The organism is Pseudomonas sp. MYb327, assembly GCF_040438925.1.
Lineage (GTDB): Bacteria > Pseudomonadota > Gammaproteobacteria > Pseudomonadales > Pseudomonadaceae > Aquipseudomonas.
On the sequence record NZ_CP159258.1, the window covers coordinates 4,808,536 to 4,825,582 of the forward strand.

Consider the following 17,047-nt stretch of genomic DNA (forward strand, 5'->3'; position numbering starts at 1 on the left):
GTTGGCTGCCAAGAAAAAACCTGCACCCAAGCGTGGCGCCAGCCGTTACCAAGCACCAGCGAAGCAACCGATCCCGGGTTGGCTGTGGATGGCCATCGGCCTGACGGTCGGTGCCTTCATCGTATTCCTGATGAAACTGGAGCCAGGCAAGGGCAGCGACACGGTCAAGCGCGAGAAAGTCGAGCAACAGCAGAAAGCCACGAAGATCGCCGAGGCCAACAAGACCCCGCCGAGCCCGACGCAACCGGTGAAGCCGAAGTACGACTTCTATACCTTGCTGCCGGAATCGGAAGTCATTGTGCCGCCGGACGCCGTGCCGGAAAAAACCCTGCCGACACCGCAAGTGCCGACCGTGCCGACCACACCGGTTACACCGGCCGAAGCAGCGAAGATCGACACCGCTCGTGCCCAGGCAGCCCTGGCCGGCATTACGCCGCCGCCAGCACCTCCCGTCACCAAGGCTGCGCCAGTGACCAAGTTCTTCCTCCAGGCCGGTTCGTTCCGCAAAGAGGCGGACGCGGACAAGGTGCGGGCGCAGATCATCCTGCTCGGCCAGGCCGTGGCGGTTGAATCCGGCACAGTGAAGGACGAGACGTGGTATCGGGTTCTGGTTGGGCCGTTCAGCAACCGCGAGCAACTGACCACCGCACAGAAACAACTGGCTGGCGCCGGTTTCAGCAACCTGTTGTTACAACAACGCCAAAGCCGCTGATTCCGTCAGTAGGACCTTGTTATCGTTCATCGCCAGCAAGCCGGCTCCTACAGGATTTACGCGATTCCCTGTAGGAGCCGGCTTGCTGGCGATGGCGTCATAACAAACAACACTCCCATCGCCATCGAACACCGCTCGTCCCCCGCCAAATCCCGCAGTTGAAATCCACTCCACCACCCCCATATGAATGGGCATAAGGCATTTTCGCCCCGCTGCGTGGAGACTCTTCCCTTGACCACCATCGTTTCAGTTCGCCGCCACGGCAAAGTCGTCATGGGCGGCGACGGCCAGGTTTCCCTTGGCAATACCGTGATGAAGGGCAACGCGAAAAAAGTTCGCCGCCTGTACCACGGCCAGGTCATTGCCGGTTTTGCCGGTGCCACCGCTGACGCCTTTACCCTCTTCGAACGCTTCGAAGGCCAGCTTGAAAAACATCAGGGCCACCTGGTTCGCGCCGCTGTCGAACTCGCCAAAGAATGGCGCACTGACCGCTCCCTGAGCCGCCTCGAAGCCATGCTCGCGGTCGCCAACAAAGACGCTTCCCTGATCATCACCGGTAATGGCGATGTGGTTGAGCCTGAAGACGGCTTGATCGCCATGGGCTCCGGTGGTGCTTACGCCCAGGCCGCCGCCAGCGCCCTGCTGAAGAAAACCGATCTGTCGGCCCGGGAAATCGTCGAAACCGCCCTCGGCATCGCCGGCGACATCTGTGTATTCACCAACCACACCCAGACCATTGAGGAGCAGGACTGCGCCGAGTAAGCCTGATTCGGCTCCGTGCCACGGCTCATTCTTGCTTGAGGTCCATTAAATATTATGTCCATGACTCCCCGTGAAATCGTCCACGAACTCAATCGCCATATCATCGGCCAGGACGATGCCAAGCGCGCCGTCGCCATTGCCCTGCGCAATCGCTGGCGCCGCATGCAGCTGCCTGAAGAGCTGCGCGTTGAAGTCACGCCAAAAAACATTTTGATGATCGGCCCGACCGGTGTCGGTAAAACCGAGATCGCCCGTCGCCTGGCCAAGCTGGCCAACGCACCGTTCATCAAGGTCGAAGCAACCAAATTCACCGAAGTCGGCTATGTTGGCCGCGACGTTGAATCGATCATTCGTGACCTCGCCGATGCCGCGATCAAGCTGCTGCGCGAACAGGAAATCGTCAAGGTTCGCCACCGCGCCGAAGACGCTGCCGAAGAGCGCATCCTCGATGCGCTGCTGCCGCCGCCGCGCATGGGTTTCAGCAACGACGACACTCCGACGGCCGACTCCAACACCCGTCAGCTGTTCCGCAAGCGTCTGCGCGAAGGTCATCTGGATGACAAGGAGATTGAAATCGAAGTCGCCGAAATGGCCGGCGTCGATATCTCCGCGCCTCCGGGCATGGAAGAAATGACCAACCAGCTGCAAAGCCTGTTTGCCAACATAGGCAAGGGCAAGAAGAAGGCCCGCAAGCTCAAGGTCAAGGAAGCGCTGAAGCTGGTACGCGACGAAGAAGCCGGCCGTCTGGTCAACGATGAAGAGTTGAAGGCCAGGGCGCTGGAAGCGGTCGAGCAGCACGGCATCGTGTTCATCGACGAAATCGACAAAGTCGCCAAGCGCGGTAATTCCGGTGGCGTCGATGTGTCCCGCGAAGGCGTGCAGCGCGACTTGCTGCCGCTGATCGAAGGCTGCACCGTCAACACCAAATTGGGCATGGTCAAGACCGACCACATCCTGTTCATTGCGTCGGGTGCTTTCCACCTGAGCAAACCGAGCGACCTGGTGCCGGAGCTGCAAGGTCGTCTGCCGATTCGTGTGGAGCTGAAGGCGTTGTCGCCGGAAGACTTCGAACGCATCCTCAGCGAACCGCACGCTTCGCTGACCGAGCAATATTGCGCACTGCTGAAAACCGAAGGCCTGGGTATCGAGTTCCAGCCGAGCGGCATCAAGCGCATCGCGGAGATTGCCTGGCAGGTCAACGAAAAAACCGAGAACATCGGCGCCCGTCGTCTGCACACCCTGCTCGAGCGTCTGCTGGAAGAGGTGTCGTTCAGTGCCGGCGACCTGGCCAGCAGCCATGACGGCAAGGTCATCCAGATCGACGCCGACTACGTCAACAGCCACCTCGGCGAATTGGCGCAGAACGAAGACCTGTCCCGTTATATCCTGTAGGTCATGTGATCCCTTGTAGGAGCCGGCTTGCCGGCGATGGCGTCCCCGAGATGGCCATCGCCGGCAAGCCGGCTCCTACAAGGGGCAGACCACGCATACCAACGGATATCCGGTCATGATCCCCACCGACATCAAGCTGCACAAAGCCTCGAAAACCCTGACGCTCAAATATGCGTCCGGCGAGGAATACACCCTGCCCGCCGAATTCCTGCGCGTGCATTCTCCCTCCGCCGAGGTCCAGGGCCATGGCAAACCCATCCTGCAATTTGGCAAGATCAACGTAGGACTGAGCCAGGTAGAACCGGCCGGTCAGTACGCACTAAAACTGACCTTCGACGACGGCCACGACAGCGGCCTGTTCACCTGGGAATACCTCTACGAACTGGGGCGACGATATGACGCACTCTGGGAGGATTATCTTGCCGAGCTCAAAGCGGCCGGAAAAACCCGCGACCCGAATGAGTCTGTCGTCAAGCTGATGCTCTAGCCTGAGCCTCTTGCTCTTTAGTAGGCATTTTCTAATTTCATCTGTTTGAATGCTTGGCCGCGAGGTCAGTCATTGGCCTGCTTGCGAAAAAAATTAAACTCGGGTAACCAATGGAGCTGGCAAGTTCCCTGCAGTGCTCTCTGCGTACGAAAAAGCAGCGATGCAGAATTAACGGTCACCCCGAGCAGTAGTACCTGGCATTGGCTGTGACTACACAGCAGGACCCCGGTACTCGTCTCAGGACAATGGAGCGTCGTAGATGAGTAACAAGAATAACGATGACTTGAAGTATCAGGCCTCGGAAAACACCTTGGGACTGAACCCTGTCGTTGGGCTGCGTGGAAAGGATCTACTGGCGTCTGCTCGCATGGTCCTCAGGCAGGCCATCAAACAACCGGTGCACAGCGCCAAGCATGTCGCTCATTTCGGCCTTGAACTCAAGAACGTATTGTTCGGCAAATCCGCGCTGCAACCGACGAGCGACGATCGTCGTTTCGCCGATCCGGCCTGGAGCCAGAACCCGCTCTACAAACGTTATCTGCAGACTTACCTGGCGTGGCGCAAGGAACTCCACGACTGGATCGACCACAGCAACCTCACCCCTAATGACGCGGCTCGCGGCCACTTCGTGATCAACCTCATGACCGAAGCGATGGCCCCGACCAACAGCGCGGCCAATCCGGCGGCAGTCAAACGCTTCTTCGAAACCGGAGGCAAGAGCCTGCTCGACGGCCTCTCGCATCTGGCCAAGGACATGGTGCACAACGGCGGCATGCCGAGCCAGGTCAACATGGGCGCGTTCGAGGTCGGCAAAAGCCTGGGCGTGACCGAAGGCGCAGTGGTATTCCGTAACGACGTGCTGGAGCTGATCCAGTACAAGCCGATCACCGAGCAGGTCCACGAGCGTCCGTTGCTGGTGGTGCCGCCGCAGATCAACAAGTTCTACGTTTTCGACCTGAGCCCGGACAAGAGCCTGGCGCGATTCTGCCTGCGCAATAACGTGCAGACCTTCATCGTCAGCTGGCGCAACCCGACCAAGGAGCAGCGCGAGTGGGGCCTGTCGACTTACATCGAGGCGCTCAAGGAAGCGGTCGACGTGGTCACCGCGATCACCGGCAGCAAAGACGTGAACATGCTCGGCGCCTGCTCCGGCGGCATCACCTGCACCGCCCTGCTCGGCCACTACGCCGCGATCGGCGAGAACAAGGTCAACGCCCTGACCCTGCTGGTGAGCGTGCTCGATACCACACTGGACAGCGACGTTGCGCTGTTCGTCAACGAACAAACGCTGGAAGCCGCCAAGCGCCACTCGTACCAGGCCGGCGTGCTGGAAGGCCGCGACATGGCAAAAGTCTTCGCCTGGATGCGCCCCAATGATCTGATCTGGAACTACTGGGTCAACAACTACCTGCTGGGTAACGAGCCGCCGGTTTTCGACATCCTGTTCTGGAACAACGACACCACAAGGTTGCCCGCAGCGTTCCACGGCGACCTGATCGAACTGTTCAAAAACAACCCACTGATTCGCCCGAATGCACTGGAAGTGTGCGGCACTGCCATCGACCTCAAGCAAGTGACGGCCGACATCTTTTCCCTGGCTGGCACCAACGACCACATCACTCCGTGGAAGTCCTGCTACAAGTCGGCGCAACTGTTCGGCGGCAATGTTGAATTTGTGCTGTCCAGCAGCGGCCATATCCAAAGCATTCTGAACCCGCCGGGCAATCCGAAGTCCCGTTACATGACCAGCACCGAAACAGCGTCGACCGCCGATGAGTGGCAAGAAAACGCCACCAAACACACTGACTCCTGGTGGTTGCACTGGCAGGCCTGGCAGGCTCAACGCTCCGGCGAAATGAAAAAGGCCCCGGCGAAACTGGGCAACAAGGCCTATCCGGCTGGCGAGGCGGCGCCAGGCACTTACGTACACGAGCGCTAGACCCGCAGACCTGTAGGGCCGGCTTGCTGGCGATTGCATAGCCACGGCGAGACTGCCGAACCACGGTGATCGCATCGCCAGCAAGCCAGCGCCTACAGGCTGCGCGTCAGGAACCACGATCCACCCACAGGGCCCGAAGCATGCCGCAACCGTTCATATTCCGTACCGTCGACCTGGATGGCCAGACCCTCCGCACGGCAGTACGCCCCGGCAAGCCTCACTTGACGCCCTTGCTGATTTTCAACGGCATCGGCGCCAACCTGGAGCTGGTGTTTCCGTTTGTCGCTGCGCTGGACCCGGACCTGGAAGTCATCGCTTTCGACGTGCCCGGTGTCGGTGGTTCGTCGACGCCGAGCCGGCCGTATCGCTTTCCGGGCCTGGCCAAACTGACGGCGCGGATGCTCGATTATCTCGACTACGGGAAAGTCAACGTGATCGGCGTGTCATGGGGTGGCGCCCTCGCCCAGCAATTCGCCTTTGATTATCCGGAGCGCTGCAAAAAACTGGTACTCGCCGCCACGGCAGCGGGCGCGGTGATGGTGCCGGGCAAACCGAAAGTGCTGTGGATGATGGCCAGTCCGCGGCGCTACATTCAACCGTCCCACGTGATTCGTATTGCCCCGATGATCTACGGCGGCTCGTTCCGTCGCGATCCGACTCTGGCAGCGAGCCACGCGGCAAAAGTGCGTTCGGCAGGCAAGCTCGGTTATTACTGGCAGCTGTTCGCCGGTTTCGGCTGGACCAGCATCCACTGGCTGCACAAGATCAATCAGCCGACCCTGGTACTGGCAGGCGACGACGACCCATTGATCCCTTTGATCAACATGCGCTTGCTGGCCTGGCGAATTCCCAACGCCCAACTGCACATCATCGATGACGGTCATCTGTTCCTGATTACTCGTGCCGAAGCGGTGGCGCCGATCATCATGAAATTCCTCGAAGAGGAGCGACAGCGCGCCGTGATGCATCCGCATCCGGCACCACTGGGCGGTTAGCCGACGCATTGTCGGTCGGCAGGACGCCGCGCCGCGCAACAACCCGTTACAGCGTCTATGGTGTTCTGGTTCGGATGTTTGTTTTTGGCCTGAAGACGAAGGAGTGTTGACTCATGCGTGACAAACCAGCGAGGGACTCTTTGCCCACTCCCGCCGCGTTCATCAACGCACAGAGTGCGATTACCGGCTTGCGTGGCCGGGATCTGATTTCGACCCTGCGCAGCGTTGCTGCCCATGGCTTGCGCAACCCGGTGCACAGCGCCCGACATGCGCTGAAACTGGGCGGACAACTGGGCCGCATATTGCTCGGCGAAACCCTGCACCCGACCAATCCCCAGGACGGTCGTTTCGCCGATCCGTCATGGAGCCTCAACCCTTTTTATCGTCGCAGCTTGCAGGCCTACCTGAGCTGGCAGAAACAGGTCAAAAGCTGGATCGACGAAAGCAACATGAGCCCGGACGACCGCGCCCGCGCGCACTTCGCTTTTGCCTTGCTCAACGATGCCGTGTCGCCGTCCAACAGCCTGCTCAATCCATTGGCGATCAAGGAGATCTTCAACTCCGGCGGCAACAGTCTGGTGCGTGGAATCGGCCACCTGGTCGATGACCTTTTGCACAACGACGGCCTGCCCCGGCAAGTCACCAAACACGCCTTCGAGGTCGGCAAGACCGTCGCCACCACCAACGGCGCCGTGGTGTTTCGCAATGAACTGCTGGAGCTGATCCAGTACAAGCCGATGAGCGAAAAGCAGTATTCCAAACCGCTGCTGGTGGTGCCGCCGCAGATCAACAAGTACTACATCTTCGACCTCAGCCCGCACAACAGCTTCGTCCAGTTCGCCCTCAAGAACGGCTTGCAAACCTTCATGATCAGTTGGCGCAATCCGGATGTGCGTCATCGCGAATGGGGGCTGTCGACTTATGTCGAGGCGGTCGAAGAAGCCATGAATGTCTGCCGGGCGATTACCGGCGCCCGTGAAGTCAATCTGATGGGCGCCTGCGCCGGCGGGCTGACCATTGCCGCACTGCAAGGTCACCTGCAAGCCAAGCGACAGCTGCGGCGGGTGTCCAGCGCGACATACCTGGTGAGCCTGCTCGACAGTTCCCTGGACTCGCCAGCCACCCTGTTCGCCGACGAACAAACCCTGGAAGCCGCCAAGCGTCGCTCCTATCAGAAAGGCGTGCTCGACGGCCGCGATATGGCCAAGGTCTTCGCCTGGATGCGCCCCAACGATTTGATCTGGAGTTATTTCGTCAACAATTATCTGCTGGGCAAGGAGCCACCGGCGTTCGACATCCTCTACTGGAACAACGACAACACGCGCCTGCCGGCAGCCCTGCATGGCGACTTGCTGGACTTCTTCAAGCACAACCCGCTGAGCCACCCCGGCGGTCTGGAAGTGTGTGGCACGCCAATCGACTTGCAGAAGGTCACCGTCGATAGCTTCAGCGTCGCGGGCATCAACGACCACATCACGCCGTGGGACGCGGTGTATCGCTCGACACTGCTGCTGGGGGGCGAGCGCCGCTTCATATTGTCCAACAGCGGCCACATACAGAGCATTCTCAACCCGCCGAACAACCCGAAAGCCAACTACATCGAGAACGGCAAACTGAGCAGTGATCCACGGGCCTGGTACTACGATGGCAAGCATGTGGACGGCAGCTGGTGGACCCAATGGCTGAGCTGGATTCAGGAGCGCTCGGGCGCGCAAAAGGAAACCCACATGGCCCTCGGCAACCAGAATTATCCACCGATGGAAGCGGCACCCGGCACTTACGTGCGCGTGCGCTGACGTTCAACGACCCACGGCCGGAGTCGGCCGTGGCATGACTCGACCACTAAGAAGACTGGATGAAAACCCGCGACCGCATCCTCGAATGTGCCCTGCAGTTGTTCAATCAGAAGGGCGAACCGAACGTCTCCACCATGGAAGTTGCCAATGAAATGGGGATCAGCCCGGGCAACCTCTACTACCACTTTCACGGCAAGGAGCCGTTGATTCTCGGGCTGTTCGAACGCTTCCAGAGCGAACTCGCCCCGCTGCTCGACCCGCCGTCCGATGTCGAACTGTCCCCTGATGATTACTGGCTGTTTTTGCACCTGATCGTCGAGCGCCTGGCCCATTACCGGTTTCTCTTCCAGGACCTGTCGAACCTCGCCGGACGCCTGCCGAAACTGGCCAAGGGCATCCGCAATCTGCTTAACGCTCTCAAGCGCACGCTGGCCTCGCTGCTGGCTCGATTGAAGGCTCAGGGGCAACTGGTCAGCGACACCCAGGCGTTGGGGCAACTGGTGGAACAGATCACCATGACGCTGCTGTTTTCGTTGGACTACCAGCGGATTCTCGATCGTGAAGGCGAAGTGCGGTTGGTGGTTTACCAGATCATGATGCTGGTGGCGCCGCATCTGTTGCCGCCCATCAAAGTCGCGACAGAACAGCTCGCCCTTCAATACCTGGAAGTACACGAATAGTTTTGGTCACCGATAACTCTGTGGGAGCGAGCCTGCTCGCGATGGCGGTGTATCAGCCAACATCGATGTTGGATGTAATGGCCTCATCGCGAGCAGGCTCGCTCAGGAGATCTGTAGCACCTCTAAAAACAAAAACGCCCGACCTTGGCAGGCCGGGCGTTTTTTTGAGCCCTGGAAAAATCAGGACTGACTGGTTGGCGTCGATGGCGCTGGCGCAACAGTCGGGGTTACAGCAGGGGTTGGTGCAGTAGCGGAGTTCGATGCGCTGACCGGGGCTGCCGACGCTGCCGGAGTTGCCGGCTTGGCAGCAGCTGCTGGTTTTGGTGCGGCGGCTTTTGGAGCTGCCGGTTTTTTCACCGCAGGCTTCTTCGCGGCGGCAGGTTTTGCCGCTGGTTTGGCTGCAGGTTTTGCTGCTGCTGTTTTAGCGGCAGGCTTGGCCGCCGGTTTGGCAGCTGGCTTGGCGGCGGCTTTCGCAGCTACCGGTTTAGCGGCTGGCTTGGCTGCGGCTGGCTTGGCGGCGGCAGTTTTGGCAGCTGCCTTGGCAGCAGGTTTAGCCGCTGCTTTAGCCAGTGGCTTGGCAGCGGTTTTGGCTGCTGGTTTAGCCGCGGCCGGTTTGGCTGCCGCGGTTTTTGCCGCAACAGGCGCAACCTTGGCACCAGTGAGTTTTTCGATTTGCTTAGTCAGGGTATCGACCTTGCTGTGCAGTGCCTTGACTTCGTTGCGGCTCGGTACACCCAGACGCGAAATGGCGCTGTTCAGACGCTTGTCGAAAGCGCCTTCCAGCTCATCCCACTTGCCCAGTGCACGGTCTTTCACGCCGCTGATGCGCGACTTGGCCGACGAAGCGGAGTCCTTGGCGGCATCGACAGTTTTGCCAACAGCGTTCTTGGTCAGCTTCTCGGCTTTCTCGCCGTCTTTAACCAATGCATCGAAGAGTTTGCTGCCGTCAGTATCGATCTTCGAGTACACGCCTAAACCAGCCAGCCAGATTTTACGGGAGTAGTCTTCTACCTTCCCGATCCACGAGCTGCCTTCTTTTTCGGTGTTCTTTTTACCAGCCATCCCGTTCTCCTTAAGATTTACGCGCGACGCGTTCGAGCAATGCCGTCAGTTCATCGAGCTTAGCAGAGAGTGTCTCAACGTCATGTTTAGACGGAATGCCGATACGATTCAAGGCACTTGCGACACGCGAGTCGAACGCCTTCTCGACTTTGTCGAGTTGAACTTCGACCTTGCCTTTGAAAGAGCTCACTTCAGTCTTGGCTTCAACAATCTCGGCATTGGCCGCTTCGAGCTTCTCGGCAACTACTTTTTTGCCTTTGGTTTCAACAGTTTGACCAGCCTTGATCAACTCTTGAAAGTAATCGCTGCCCTCTTGGCCAACCTTGGTGTAGGCACCCAGGCCTGCCAGCCAGATCTTGCGGGCATAGGATTTGACGTCGCCCAGAGCAGTGGTCGATGCGTCGATTTTTTTCTTCAAAATAACTTTGGCCATGGTGCACCTCACGCGCAGAAGGTTTGAGGAACTGCCCGCGGAAGTGTCGGGCTCAGGCACAAAGTAGGGAGAAAAATTAGAAACGGCACCCTAACAACTGACATAAACAGGTGGTGGCCCCACCAATTACTGTAGGAGCAAGCTTGCTCGCGATGCAGGCACCTCGGTATTCGGGTTACACCGCAGAGATGCCATTGCGAGCAAGTTTGCGCCTACAAGATCGCGCGCGTTATGCCAGCGCTTTATCCAGCGCCTTTTCGATTTCCGCTTTGATCATGCCGCTCATGGCCGACATCATCAGGCCCAGTTCCACATCGACCTTGATCGAGTCGTCACTGACATGCACCGCGCCCTTCACGCCGGAGCGCTTGAGGTTCAAGGTATCGCCGGACCACTGCGGCTCCAGGCCATAATGATCGGAAAGTTTCTGCGCCAGCTTGTCGGCCTTCTCGCGCGCCGCTTCCTTACCCAGGCTGTGGGCACGTTCAACACTAATATTGGCCATCAAATGACTCCTGCTATATGGATGCTTTCACAAGGCATCTTGACCTCCGCTGCGTCAAAACGTCCCGATGGTTGCCCATCTTACCTTCAGCCTTGCCAAGACAAAGCATGCCTTGGGGATTAGAATGTCGCGCATTCTCTTTTGGTGAGCGATATGACTGATCAGCGCAAAGGCAACGATGCCGAACCCACCACTCACTTCGGCTTCAAAAACGTTCCGGAAAGCCAGAAAGCGGAAAAAGTCGCCGAGGTTTTCCACTCGGTAGCCGCCAAGTACGACCTGATGAACGACCTCCTGTCGGGCGGCATGCACCGGCTGTGGAAGCGTTTTGCGATCGAACTGTCGGGCGTTCGCACCGGCAACCGCGTGCTCGACATCGCCGGCGGTACGGGCGACCTGACCCGTAAGTTCTCGCACCTCGTTGGCCCGACCGGCCAAGTGGTTCTGGCCGACATCAACGAGTCCATGCTCAAGGTCGGTCGTGACCGCCTGCTGGACCTGGGCGTGGCTGGCAATGTCGAGTTCGTGCAGGCCGACGCGGAAAAACTGCCGTTCCCGGACAACCATTTCGATTGCGTGACCATCGCTTTCGGCCTGCGCAACGTCACGCACAAGGAAGACGCCCTGCGTTCCATGCTGCGCGTCCTCAAGCCGGGCGGTCGTTTGCTGGTGCTGGAATTCTCCAAACCGACCAACGCGCTGATGTCCAAGGCCTACGACGCCTACTCGTTCGCGTTCATGCCGTTGATGGGCAAGCTGATCACCAACGACTCGGAAAGCTATCGCTACCTGGCCGAATCGATCCGCATGCACCCGAACCAGGAAACCCTGAAGTCGATGATGGTCGAGGCCGGTTTCGACCGCGTGACCTATCACAACATGACCGCAGGCATCGTTGCCCTGCACCGCGGCATCAAACCCTGATGCTGCTCGCCGGCCTGCTCGCCAGCGTCGAACTCGGCCTGAACCGGGTGCTTCGACTCGACAGCACGGCGTTGCCGCGGCTGGCGCATCTGACCGGCAAAGTAATCGCCGTCGATTGCCGCAGCCCGGCGCTGCAAGTGTTCATCCTGCCCAGCGATGAAGGCCTGATGCTCGCCTCCCAGTGGGAGACCGGCGCCGACTGCACCTTGCGCGCACCGGCTTCGAGCCTGCTGAAACTGGCGGTGAGCAAGGACAAGACCTCGATCCTGCACAGCCCTGAAGTCGAACTCGACGGTGACAGCGGCGTGCTGCTGGAACTGGTCGCGATCCTCCAGGACCTGGAGCTGGACTGGGAGTACGAACTCTCGCGCTGGCTCGGTCCTGTCGCCACGCAACTGATCGGCGGCCACCTGCGCAGTCGCGCCCGCTGGTATCAGCAAGGCTTCGCCAGCCTCGGCCAGAACCTTGGCGAGTACCTGGCGGAAGAATCGCGCACCCTCGTCGGTCAGCGCGAAGCCGAAGCCCGATTCAGTGAACTGGACCAGATCAAACTCGATCTGGAACGTCTTGAGGCGCGTTTCGAGCGCCTTTCCCGATCCCTCGACCCAAGCGATAACGCATGAAGCTGCTTGCCGTCCGCCGTTTGTTGCGCATCCAGCGCGTCGTGATCCGCTACCGCCTCGATGACCTGCTGTTCGCCCTGCCGCTGCCCTGGTTCCTGCGAGCGCTGCGATATGGCTTGCCGTGGCGCTGGTTCCCGCGCAAGACCCTCGACCTGAGCCGCGGCGCACGCTTGCGCCTGGCACTGCAGGACCTCGGGCCGATTTTCATCAAGTTCGGGCAGATCCTGTCCACCCGCCGCGACTTGCTGCCCGAAGACATCGCCGATGAACTGATGATGTTGCAGGACCGCGTCCCGCCGTTCGATTCGCAAGTGTCGGTCAAGCTGATCGAAGAACAGCTCGGCAAGAAAATCAGCGAAGTGTTCAGCCGCTTCGACGTCGAACCACTGGCCTCGGCATCGGTGGCGCAGGTGCATGCTGCGCAGCTGAAAACCGGCGAAGAAGTCGTGGTCAAAGTGATTCGCCCGGGCCTGAAACCGGTCATTGCGCAGGATCTGGCGTGGCTGTTCATCCTCGCCCGCGCGGCCGAAAAACTCTCGGCCGACGCACGCCTGCTGCACCCGGTGGACGTGGTTCAGGATTACGAAAAAACCATCTACGACGAACTCGACCTGCTGCGCGAAGCCGCCAACGCCAGCCAGCTGAAGCGCAACTTCGACGGCTCGCCGCTGCTGTACGTGCCACAAGTCTATTGGGACTGGTGCCGGCCAAAAGTGCTGGTGATGGAGCGCATCTACGGCATCCAGGTCACCGACCTGGCGACCCTGGCCGACCAGCGCACCGACATGAAAATGCTCGCTGAACGCGGCGTGGAGATCTTCTTTACCCAAGTGTTCCGCGACAGCTTCTTCCACGCCGACATGCACCCCGGCAACATTTTCGTCAGCACCGTGAATCCGTGGAGCCCGCAGTACATTGCGATCGACTGCGGCATCGTCGGCAGCCTGACCCCGGAAGACCAGGACTACCTGGCGCGCAACCTGTTCGCGTTTTTCAAACGTGACTACCGGCGTGTGGCACAACTGCACATCGATTCGGGCTGGGTTCCGGCGGAAACCAAACTCAACGAATTCGAAGCGGCGATCCGTACGGTTTGCGAACCGATCTTTGAAAAACCGTTAAAAGATATTTCCTTCGGTCAGGTGCTGATGCGCCTGTTCCAGACCGCACGCCGCTTCAACATGGAAGTACAGCCGCAGCTGGTTCTGTTGCAGAAAACCCTGTTGAACATCGAAGGCCTGGGCCGTCAGCTGTATCCGGACCTCGACTTATGGAACACCGCGCAGCCCTTCCTCGAACGCTGGATGCGCGAGCGTGTCAGCCCCAAAGCCTTGTTTGGCAACGTGCAAAGTCAGATCGAACAAATCCCGCATCTGGCCAACATGACACGTGATTTGCTCGAACGCCTGTCCCAGCCCCATGCCAACGATCCCCCGCCACCGTGGCACCAACGCCGTGACGACTGGTTCCTGCGCCTGCTCGGTGCGGCGCATCTGGCCGGTGGCGCGATCCTCGCCGCCGGTGGGCCGTTGAACGATCTGGCCTACTGGCCGGCGGGAATCATGATGGCCGTCGGCTTGTATCTGGTCGTTCGCCGATAGCCAGTTGTGCTGCGCACTGGCACACTGTTTCAACGTTGAGCCTGACTAATGAAGTGTCGGGCTCGCTGTCGGAGTCGAAGATGAAAAACTGGCTGGACGAGATCAAGTGGGACGCGGACGGCCTGGTGCCGGCGATTGCCCAGGATCACAAGACCGGGCGCGTCCTGATGATGGCCTGGATGAACCGCGAAGCGCTGGAACTGACCGCTGCCGAGAATCGCGCCATCTACTGGTCGCGCTCCCGTGGCAAGCTGTGGCGCAAGGGCGAGGAATCCGGTCACGTGCAAACCCTGCATGAGATGCGTCTGGACTGTGACGCCGACGTGATCATCCTGATGGTCGAGCAGATCGGCGACATCGCCTGCCATACCGGTCGTCAAAGCTGCTTCTATCGCGTCTACGAGGACGGCGACTGGACAACCGTCGACCCGGTCCTGAAAGATCCGCACGCCATCTATTCCGCAGGACACAAACATGAGTGACACTCTCACCCGCCTCGCCCAGGTACTGGAAGAGCGCAAAGGCGCCGCTGCCGACAGCTCGTATGTCGCCAGCCTGTACCACAAGGGCTTGAACAAGATTCTGGAAAAAGTCGGCGAAGAGTCGGTCGAAACCATCATTGCCGCCAAGGACGCCGCCATCAGCGGCGACTGCAGCGATGTGATCTACGAAACCGCCGATCTGTGGTTCCACAGCATGGTCATGCTCGCCCAACTGGGGCAGCATCCACAGGCTGTACTCGATGAACTGGACCGTCGCTTCGGTCTGTCCGGACACGCCGAGAAAGCCTCGCGCCCGTCCGCTTGAATAACGATTAGAGAGGAGCAGCAACATGGGCATTTTTGACTGGAAACACTGGATCGTCATCCTGGTTGTTGTCGTGCTGGTGTTCGGCACCAAGAAACTGAAAAACCTCGGCACCGACGTTGGCGAGTCGATCAAGGGCTTCCGCAAAGCCATGAACGATGACGAAAAACCGGCCGATCCGACCGTGACCCCGACCCAACCGGTGCCACCTGCTCAGCCACAGACCACCCAGTCCGTGAATCAGCCGCACACCATTGACGTGCAGGCGCAGAAAGTCGAAGAGCCGATCCGCAAAGACGTGTGAGCACTGACTAATGTTTGGTATCAGCTTCTCTGAACTGCTGCTCGTCGGCCTCGTTGCCCTGCTGGTGCTGGGCCCCGAGCGTCTGCCGGGCGCTGCGCGCACCGCCGGCCTGTGGGTCGGGCGTCTGAAGCGCAGCTTTAACGCGATCAAACAGGAAGTTGAGCGTGAAATCGGTGCCGACGAGATTCGTCGGCAACTGCACAACGAGCACATTCTTTCGCTTGAGCAGGAGGCGCGGAAGATTTTCACGCCGACCCAGCAGGAGCCGACACCGGTTGAGCACGTGGGAGAGCAGACGATTCACGCTCCCTCCGCTGCAACACCTGCACCCGCTGTAGCGACTACCGAACCCGCGCCCGTTGCTGCAGCGCCCGTGGTCGAAGCCGTTGCTCCAGCCGCCGCGCCTGTCGCGCCGGCTCCTCATGACCCAACACTGCCGCCGCGAGCCCCATGAGCGATCTCCCTGAAAACGACCAGCACATGCCGCTGGTTTCGCACCTCACCGAGTTGCGTACCCGCCTGCTGCGCTGCGTAGCGGCGATCTTCATCATCTTCGCCGGGTTGTTCGCCTTTACCCAGCAGATCTATACCTTCGTCTCCACGCCGTTGCGCGCCTACCTGCCGGCCGGTGCGACGATGATCGCCACCGACGTTTCGTCGCCGTTCCTGACGCCGCTGAAACTGACGATGATGGTCTCGCTGTTCGTGGCGATCCCGGTGATCCTGCACCAGATCTGGGGCTTCATTGCACCGGGCCTGTACAAGCACGAAAAACGCATCGCCGTGCCATTGCTGGTGTCGAGCATCATCCTGTTTTACGCCGGTATGGCCTTCGCCTATTTCCTGGTCTTCCCGCTGATCTTCAAGTTCTTCGCCGCTGCCACCCCGGCCGGCGTGGAAATGATGACTGACATCACCAGTTACCTCGACTTCGTCATGACGCTGTTCTTTGCCTTCGGCGTGGCGTTCGAGATCCCGGTGGCCGTGGTGCTGCTGGTGTGGATCGGCGTGGTCGACGTCAAGTACCTGAAGAAGATCCGTCCGTATGTGATCATCGGCTGCTTTGTGGTGGGGATGATCCTGACGCCGCCGGACATCTTCTCGCAGACGCTGCTGGCCGTACCGATGTGGTTGCTGTTCGAGATCGGCATCCTGTTTGGCGGCCTGGTCAGCAAACGCGGCGAGCATCCGGACGATCAACCGGTTGACGATCACAACGACCAGCCGCCAGCGACCCAGCCGTGAACCTGCTACTCCTCGAAGAGGCCGACTTTATTGCGGCCGACCGGGCCGTCCTGCGTGATCGGCGGTTGACCCACATGCAGGAAGTTCACCGCTGTGAAGTAGGCGACAGCATGCGCGTCGGGCGCATCGGCGGGTTGATGGGCTCTGCCGAAGTGCTGCGCCTGGACACCGGCGAAGCCGAATTGCGCGTCACCCTCGATCAACCACCACCCGCCAAGCTGCCACTGACCCTGGTGCTGGCCCTGCCACGGCCCAAAATGCTCCGTAGGGTGTTTCAGACCGTGGCGGCCATGGGTGTGCCGCGCATCGTGCTGGTGAACAGCTATCGCGTCGAGAAGAGCTTCTGGCAGACACCGTTTCTTGAACCGCAAGCCATTCGCGAACAGTTGATTCTCGGCCTCGAACAGGCGCGGGACAGCGTGTTGCCGGAAGTGGTGATAGAAAAACGCTTCAAACCCTTCGTTGAAGACCGCTTGCCTGCCATTACCGAGGGAACCCTTGGCCTGGTTGGCCACCCAGGCAACTACCCGCCCTGCCCTCGTGCGCTGAGCGAACCGGTGACCTTGGCCATCGGCCCGGAGGGCGGGTGGATCCCTTACGAAATTGACCTGCTGGGCAAATCCGGCCTGCAACCTGTGCAGTTGGGCGAGCGCATCCTGCGCGTCGAAACTGCCGTTACCGCGTTGCTGGCACGACTCTTCTAACTGACACCATTCTGCCCGCTCGTCAGAGCGCTTCTACAGATTGTCTGCCCACGGCCGATATACCTCCCATAAAACC

At 59.8% G+C, this 17,047-nt stretch carries 20 protein-coding genes; 17 read left to right on the plus strand and 3 right to left on the minus strand.

The features are described from left to right. Nucleotide 1: 1 nt before the first annotated feature. The 8 genes from ABVN21_RS21605 to ABVN21_RS21640 all read left to right on the plus strand — a co-directional run bounded on the left by ABVN21_RS21605 (nt 2) and on the right by ABVN21_RS21640 (nt 8,763). Nucleotides 2-712, plus strand: a complete 711-nt coding sequence (locus ABVN21_RS21605) for an SPOR domain-containing protein (RefSeq protein WP_339555110.1) — start codon at nt 2-4, stop codon at nt 710-712. A 231-nt stretch (nt 713-943) separates the two neighbouring features. After that, nucleotides 944-1,474 (plus strand): ATP-dependent protease subunit HslV, encoded by a 531-nt coding sequence (gene hslV / locus ABVN21_RS21610; RefSeq protein WP_007975582.1) that lies wholly within the window; start codon nt 944-946, stop codon nt 1,472-1,474. 54 nt (nt 1,475-1,528) lie between these two features. Further along, entirely contained in the window at nt 1,529-2,866 is a 1,338-nt protein-coding gene (gene hslU, locus ABVN21_RS21615) for an HslU--HslV peptidase ATPase subunit (protein ID WP_339556871.1), read from the plus strand. 115 nt (nt 2,867-2,981) lie between these two features. Next, nucleotides 2,982-3,353 carry a DUF971 domain-containing protein gene (locus ABVN21_RS21620; protein ID WP_339553700.1) on the plus strand — a complete coding sequence of 124 codons (372 nt, stop codon included), beginning with the start codon at nt 2,982-2,984 and terminating at the stop codon, nt 3,351-3,353. A gap of 259 nt (nt 3,354-3,612) precedes the next feature. Continuing rightward, nucleotides 3,613-5,292, plus strand: a complete 1,680-nt coding sequence (gene phaC / locus ABVN21_RS21625; protein ID WP_339553525.1) for a class II poly(R)-hydroxyalkanoic acid synthase — start codon at nt 3,613-3,615, stop codon at nt 5,290-5,292. A gap of 140 nt (nt 5,293-5,432) precedes the next feature. Next, nucleotides 5,433-6,287, plus strand: a complete 855-nt coding sequence (gene phaZ, locus ABVN21_RS21630) for a poly(3-hydroxyalkanoate) depolymerase (protein ID WP_339553526.1) — start codon at nt 5,433-5,435, stop codon at nt 6,285-6,287. Between the two features lie 113 nt (nt 6,288-6,400). Further along, nucleotides 6,401-8,083: a class II poly(R)-hydroxyalkanoic acid synthase gene (gene phaC, locus ABVN21_RS21635; protein WP_339553527.1), complete on the plus strand. Its 1,683-nt coding sequence runs from the start codon at nt 6,401-6,403 to the stop codon at nt 8,081-8,083. Nucleotides 8,084-8,142: 59 nt separating this feature from the next. Then, nucleotides 8,143-8,763, plus strand: a complete 621-nt coding sequence (locus ABVN21_RS21640; RefSeq protein WP_034148599.1) for a TetR/AcrR family transcriptional regulator — start codon at nt 8,143-8,145, stop codon at nt 8,761-8,763. Nucleotides 8,764-8,943: 180 nt separating this feature from the next. On the opposite strand, the gene ABVN21_RS21645 is transcribed toward ABVN21_RS21640, so the two are convergent. From ABVN21_RS21645 to ABVN21_RS21655, 3 genes are all read right to left on the minus strand, one after another. Beyond that, nucleotides 8,944-9,825, minus strand: a complete 882-nt coding sequence (locus ABVN21_RS21645) for a phasin family protein (protein WP_339553528.1) — start codon at nt 9,823-9,825, stop codon at nt 8,944-8,946. A 10-nt stretch (nt 9,826-9,835) separates the two neighbouring features. Then, entirely contained in the window at nt 9,836-10,258 is a 423-nt protein-coding gene (locus tag ABVN21_RS21650; RefSeq protein ID WP_223503398.1) for a phasin family protein, read from the minus strand. A 229-nt stretch (nt 10,259-10,487) separates the two neighbouring features. After that, on the minus strand, nt 10,488-10,763 hold the full coding sequence (locus ABVN21_RS21655) for a polyhydroxyalkanoic acid system family protein (RefSeq protein ID WP_339553529.1): 276 nt from the start codon (nt 10,761-10,763) through the stop codon (nt 10,488-10,490). Nucleotides 10,764-10,916: 153 nt separating this feature from the next. Here ABVN21_RS21655 and ubiE point away from each other — a divergent pair, with 153 nt between their 5' ends. The 9 genes from ubiE (at nt 10,917) to ABVN21_RS21700 (ending at nt 16,971) form a co-directional block, all read left to right on the plus strand. Then, a complete protein-coding gene (ubiE, locus tag ABVN21_RS21660; protein ID WP_033045331.1) occupies nt 10,917-11,687 on the plus strand; it encodes a bifunctional demethylmenaquinone methyltransferase/2-methoxy-6-polyprenyl-1,4-benzoquinol methylase UbiE in 771 nt (256 codons plus the stop codon). Then, the gene (locus ABVN21_RS21665; RefSeq protein ID WP_339553530.1) at nt 11,687-12,310 is read left to right on the plus strand and encodes an SCP2 domain-containing protein; all 624 of its coding nucleotides are present in this window, start codon (nt 11,687-11,689) and stop codon (nt 12,308-12,310) included. The genes ubiE and ABVN21_RS21665 overlap by 1 nt, the downstream gene beginning before the upstream one ends. Then, a complete protein-coding gene (gene ubiB, locus ABVN21_RS21670; RefSeq protein ID WP_339553531.1) occupies nt 12,307-13,911 on the plus strand; it encodes a ubiquinone biosynthesis regulatory protein kinase UbiB in 1,605 nt (534 codons plus the stop codon). The genes ABVN21_RS21665 and ubiB overlap by 4 nt, the downstream gene beginning before the upstream one ends. A gap of 80 nt (nt 13,912-13,991) precedes the next feature. Next, nucleotides 13,992-14,393, plus strand: coding sequence for a phosphoribosyl-AMP cyclohydrolase (gene hisI, locus ABVN21_RS21675; protein ID WP_339553532.1), 402 nt, complete (start codon nt 13,992-13,994; stop codon nt 14,391-14,393). After that, nucleotides 14,386-14,718 carry a phosphoribosyl-ATP diphosphatase gene (locus tag ABVN21_RS21680; RefSeq protein WP_007899279.1) on the plus strand — a complete coding sequence of 111 codons (333 nt, stop codon included), beginning with the start codon at nt 14,386-14,388 and terminating at the stop codon, nt 14,716-14,718. The genes hisI and ABVN21_RS21680 overlap by 8 nt, the downstream gene beginning before the upstream one ends. A 25-nt stretch (nt 14,719-14,743) precedes the next feature. Then, nucleotides 14,744-15,022: a twin-arginine translocase TatA/TatE family subunit gene (locus tag ABVN21_RS21685; RefSeq protein WP_339553533.1), complete on the plus strand. Its 279-nt coding sequence runs from the start codon at nt 14,744-14,746 to the stop codon at nt 15,020-15,022. Nucleotides 15,023-15,032: 10 nt separating this feature from the next. Then, nucleotides 15,033-15,476, plus strand: coding sequence for a Sec-independent protein translocase protein TatB (gene tatB / locus ABVN21_RS21690; protein ID WP_339553534.1), 444 nt, complete (start codon nt 15,033-15,035; stop codon nt 15,474-15,476). Further along, nucleotides 15,473-16,267, plus strand: a complete 795-nt coding sequence (tatC, locus tag ABVN21_RS21695; protein WP_339553535.1) for a twin-arginine translocase subunit TatC — start codon at nt 15,473-15,475, stop codon at nt 16,265-16,267. Before tatB ends, tatC begins: the two co-directional genes overlap by 4 nt. Next, complete coding sequence (locus ABVN21_RS21700; protein ID WP_339553536.1) at nt 16,264-16,971, plus strand: 16S rRNA (uracil(1498)-N(3))-methyltransferase; 708 nt, start codon at nt 16,264-16,266, stop codon at nt 16,969-16,971. Before tatC ends, ABVN21_RS21700 begins: the two co-directional genes overlap by 4 nt. Nucleotides 16,972-17,047: the final 76 nt, after the last annotated feature.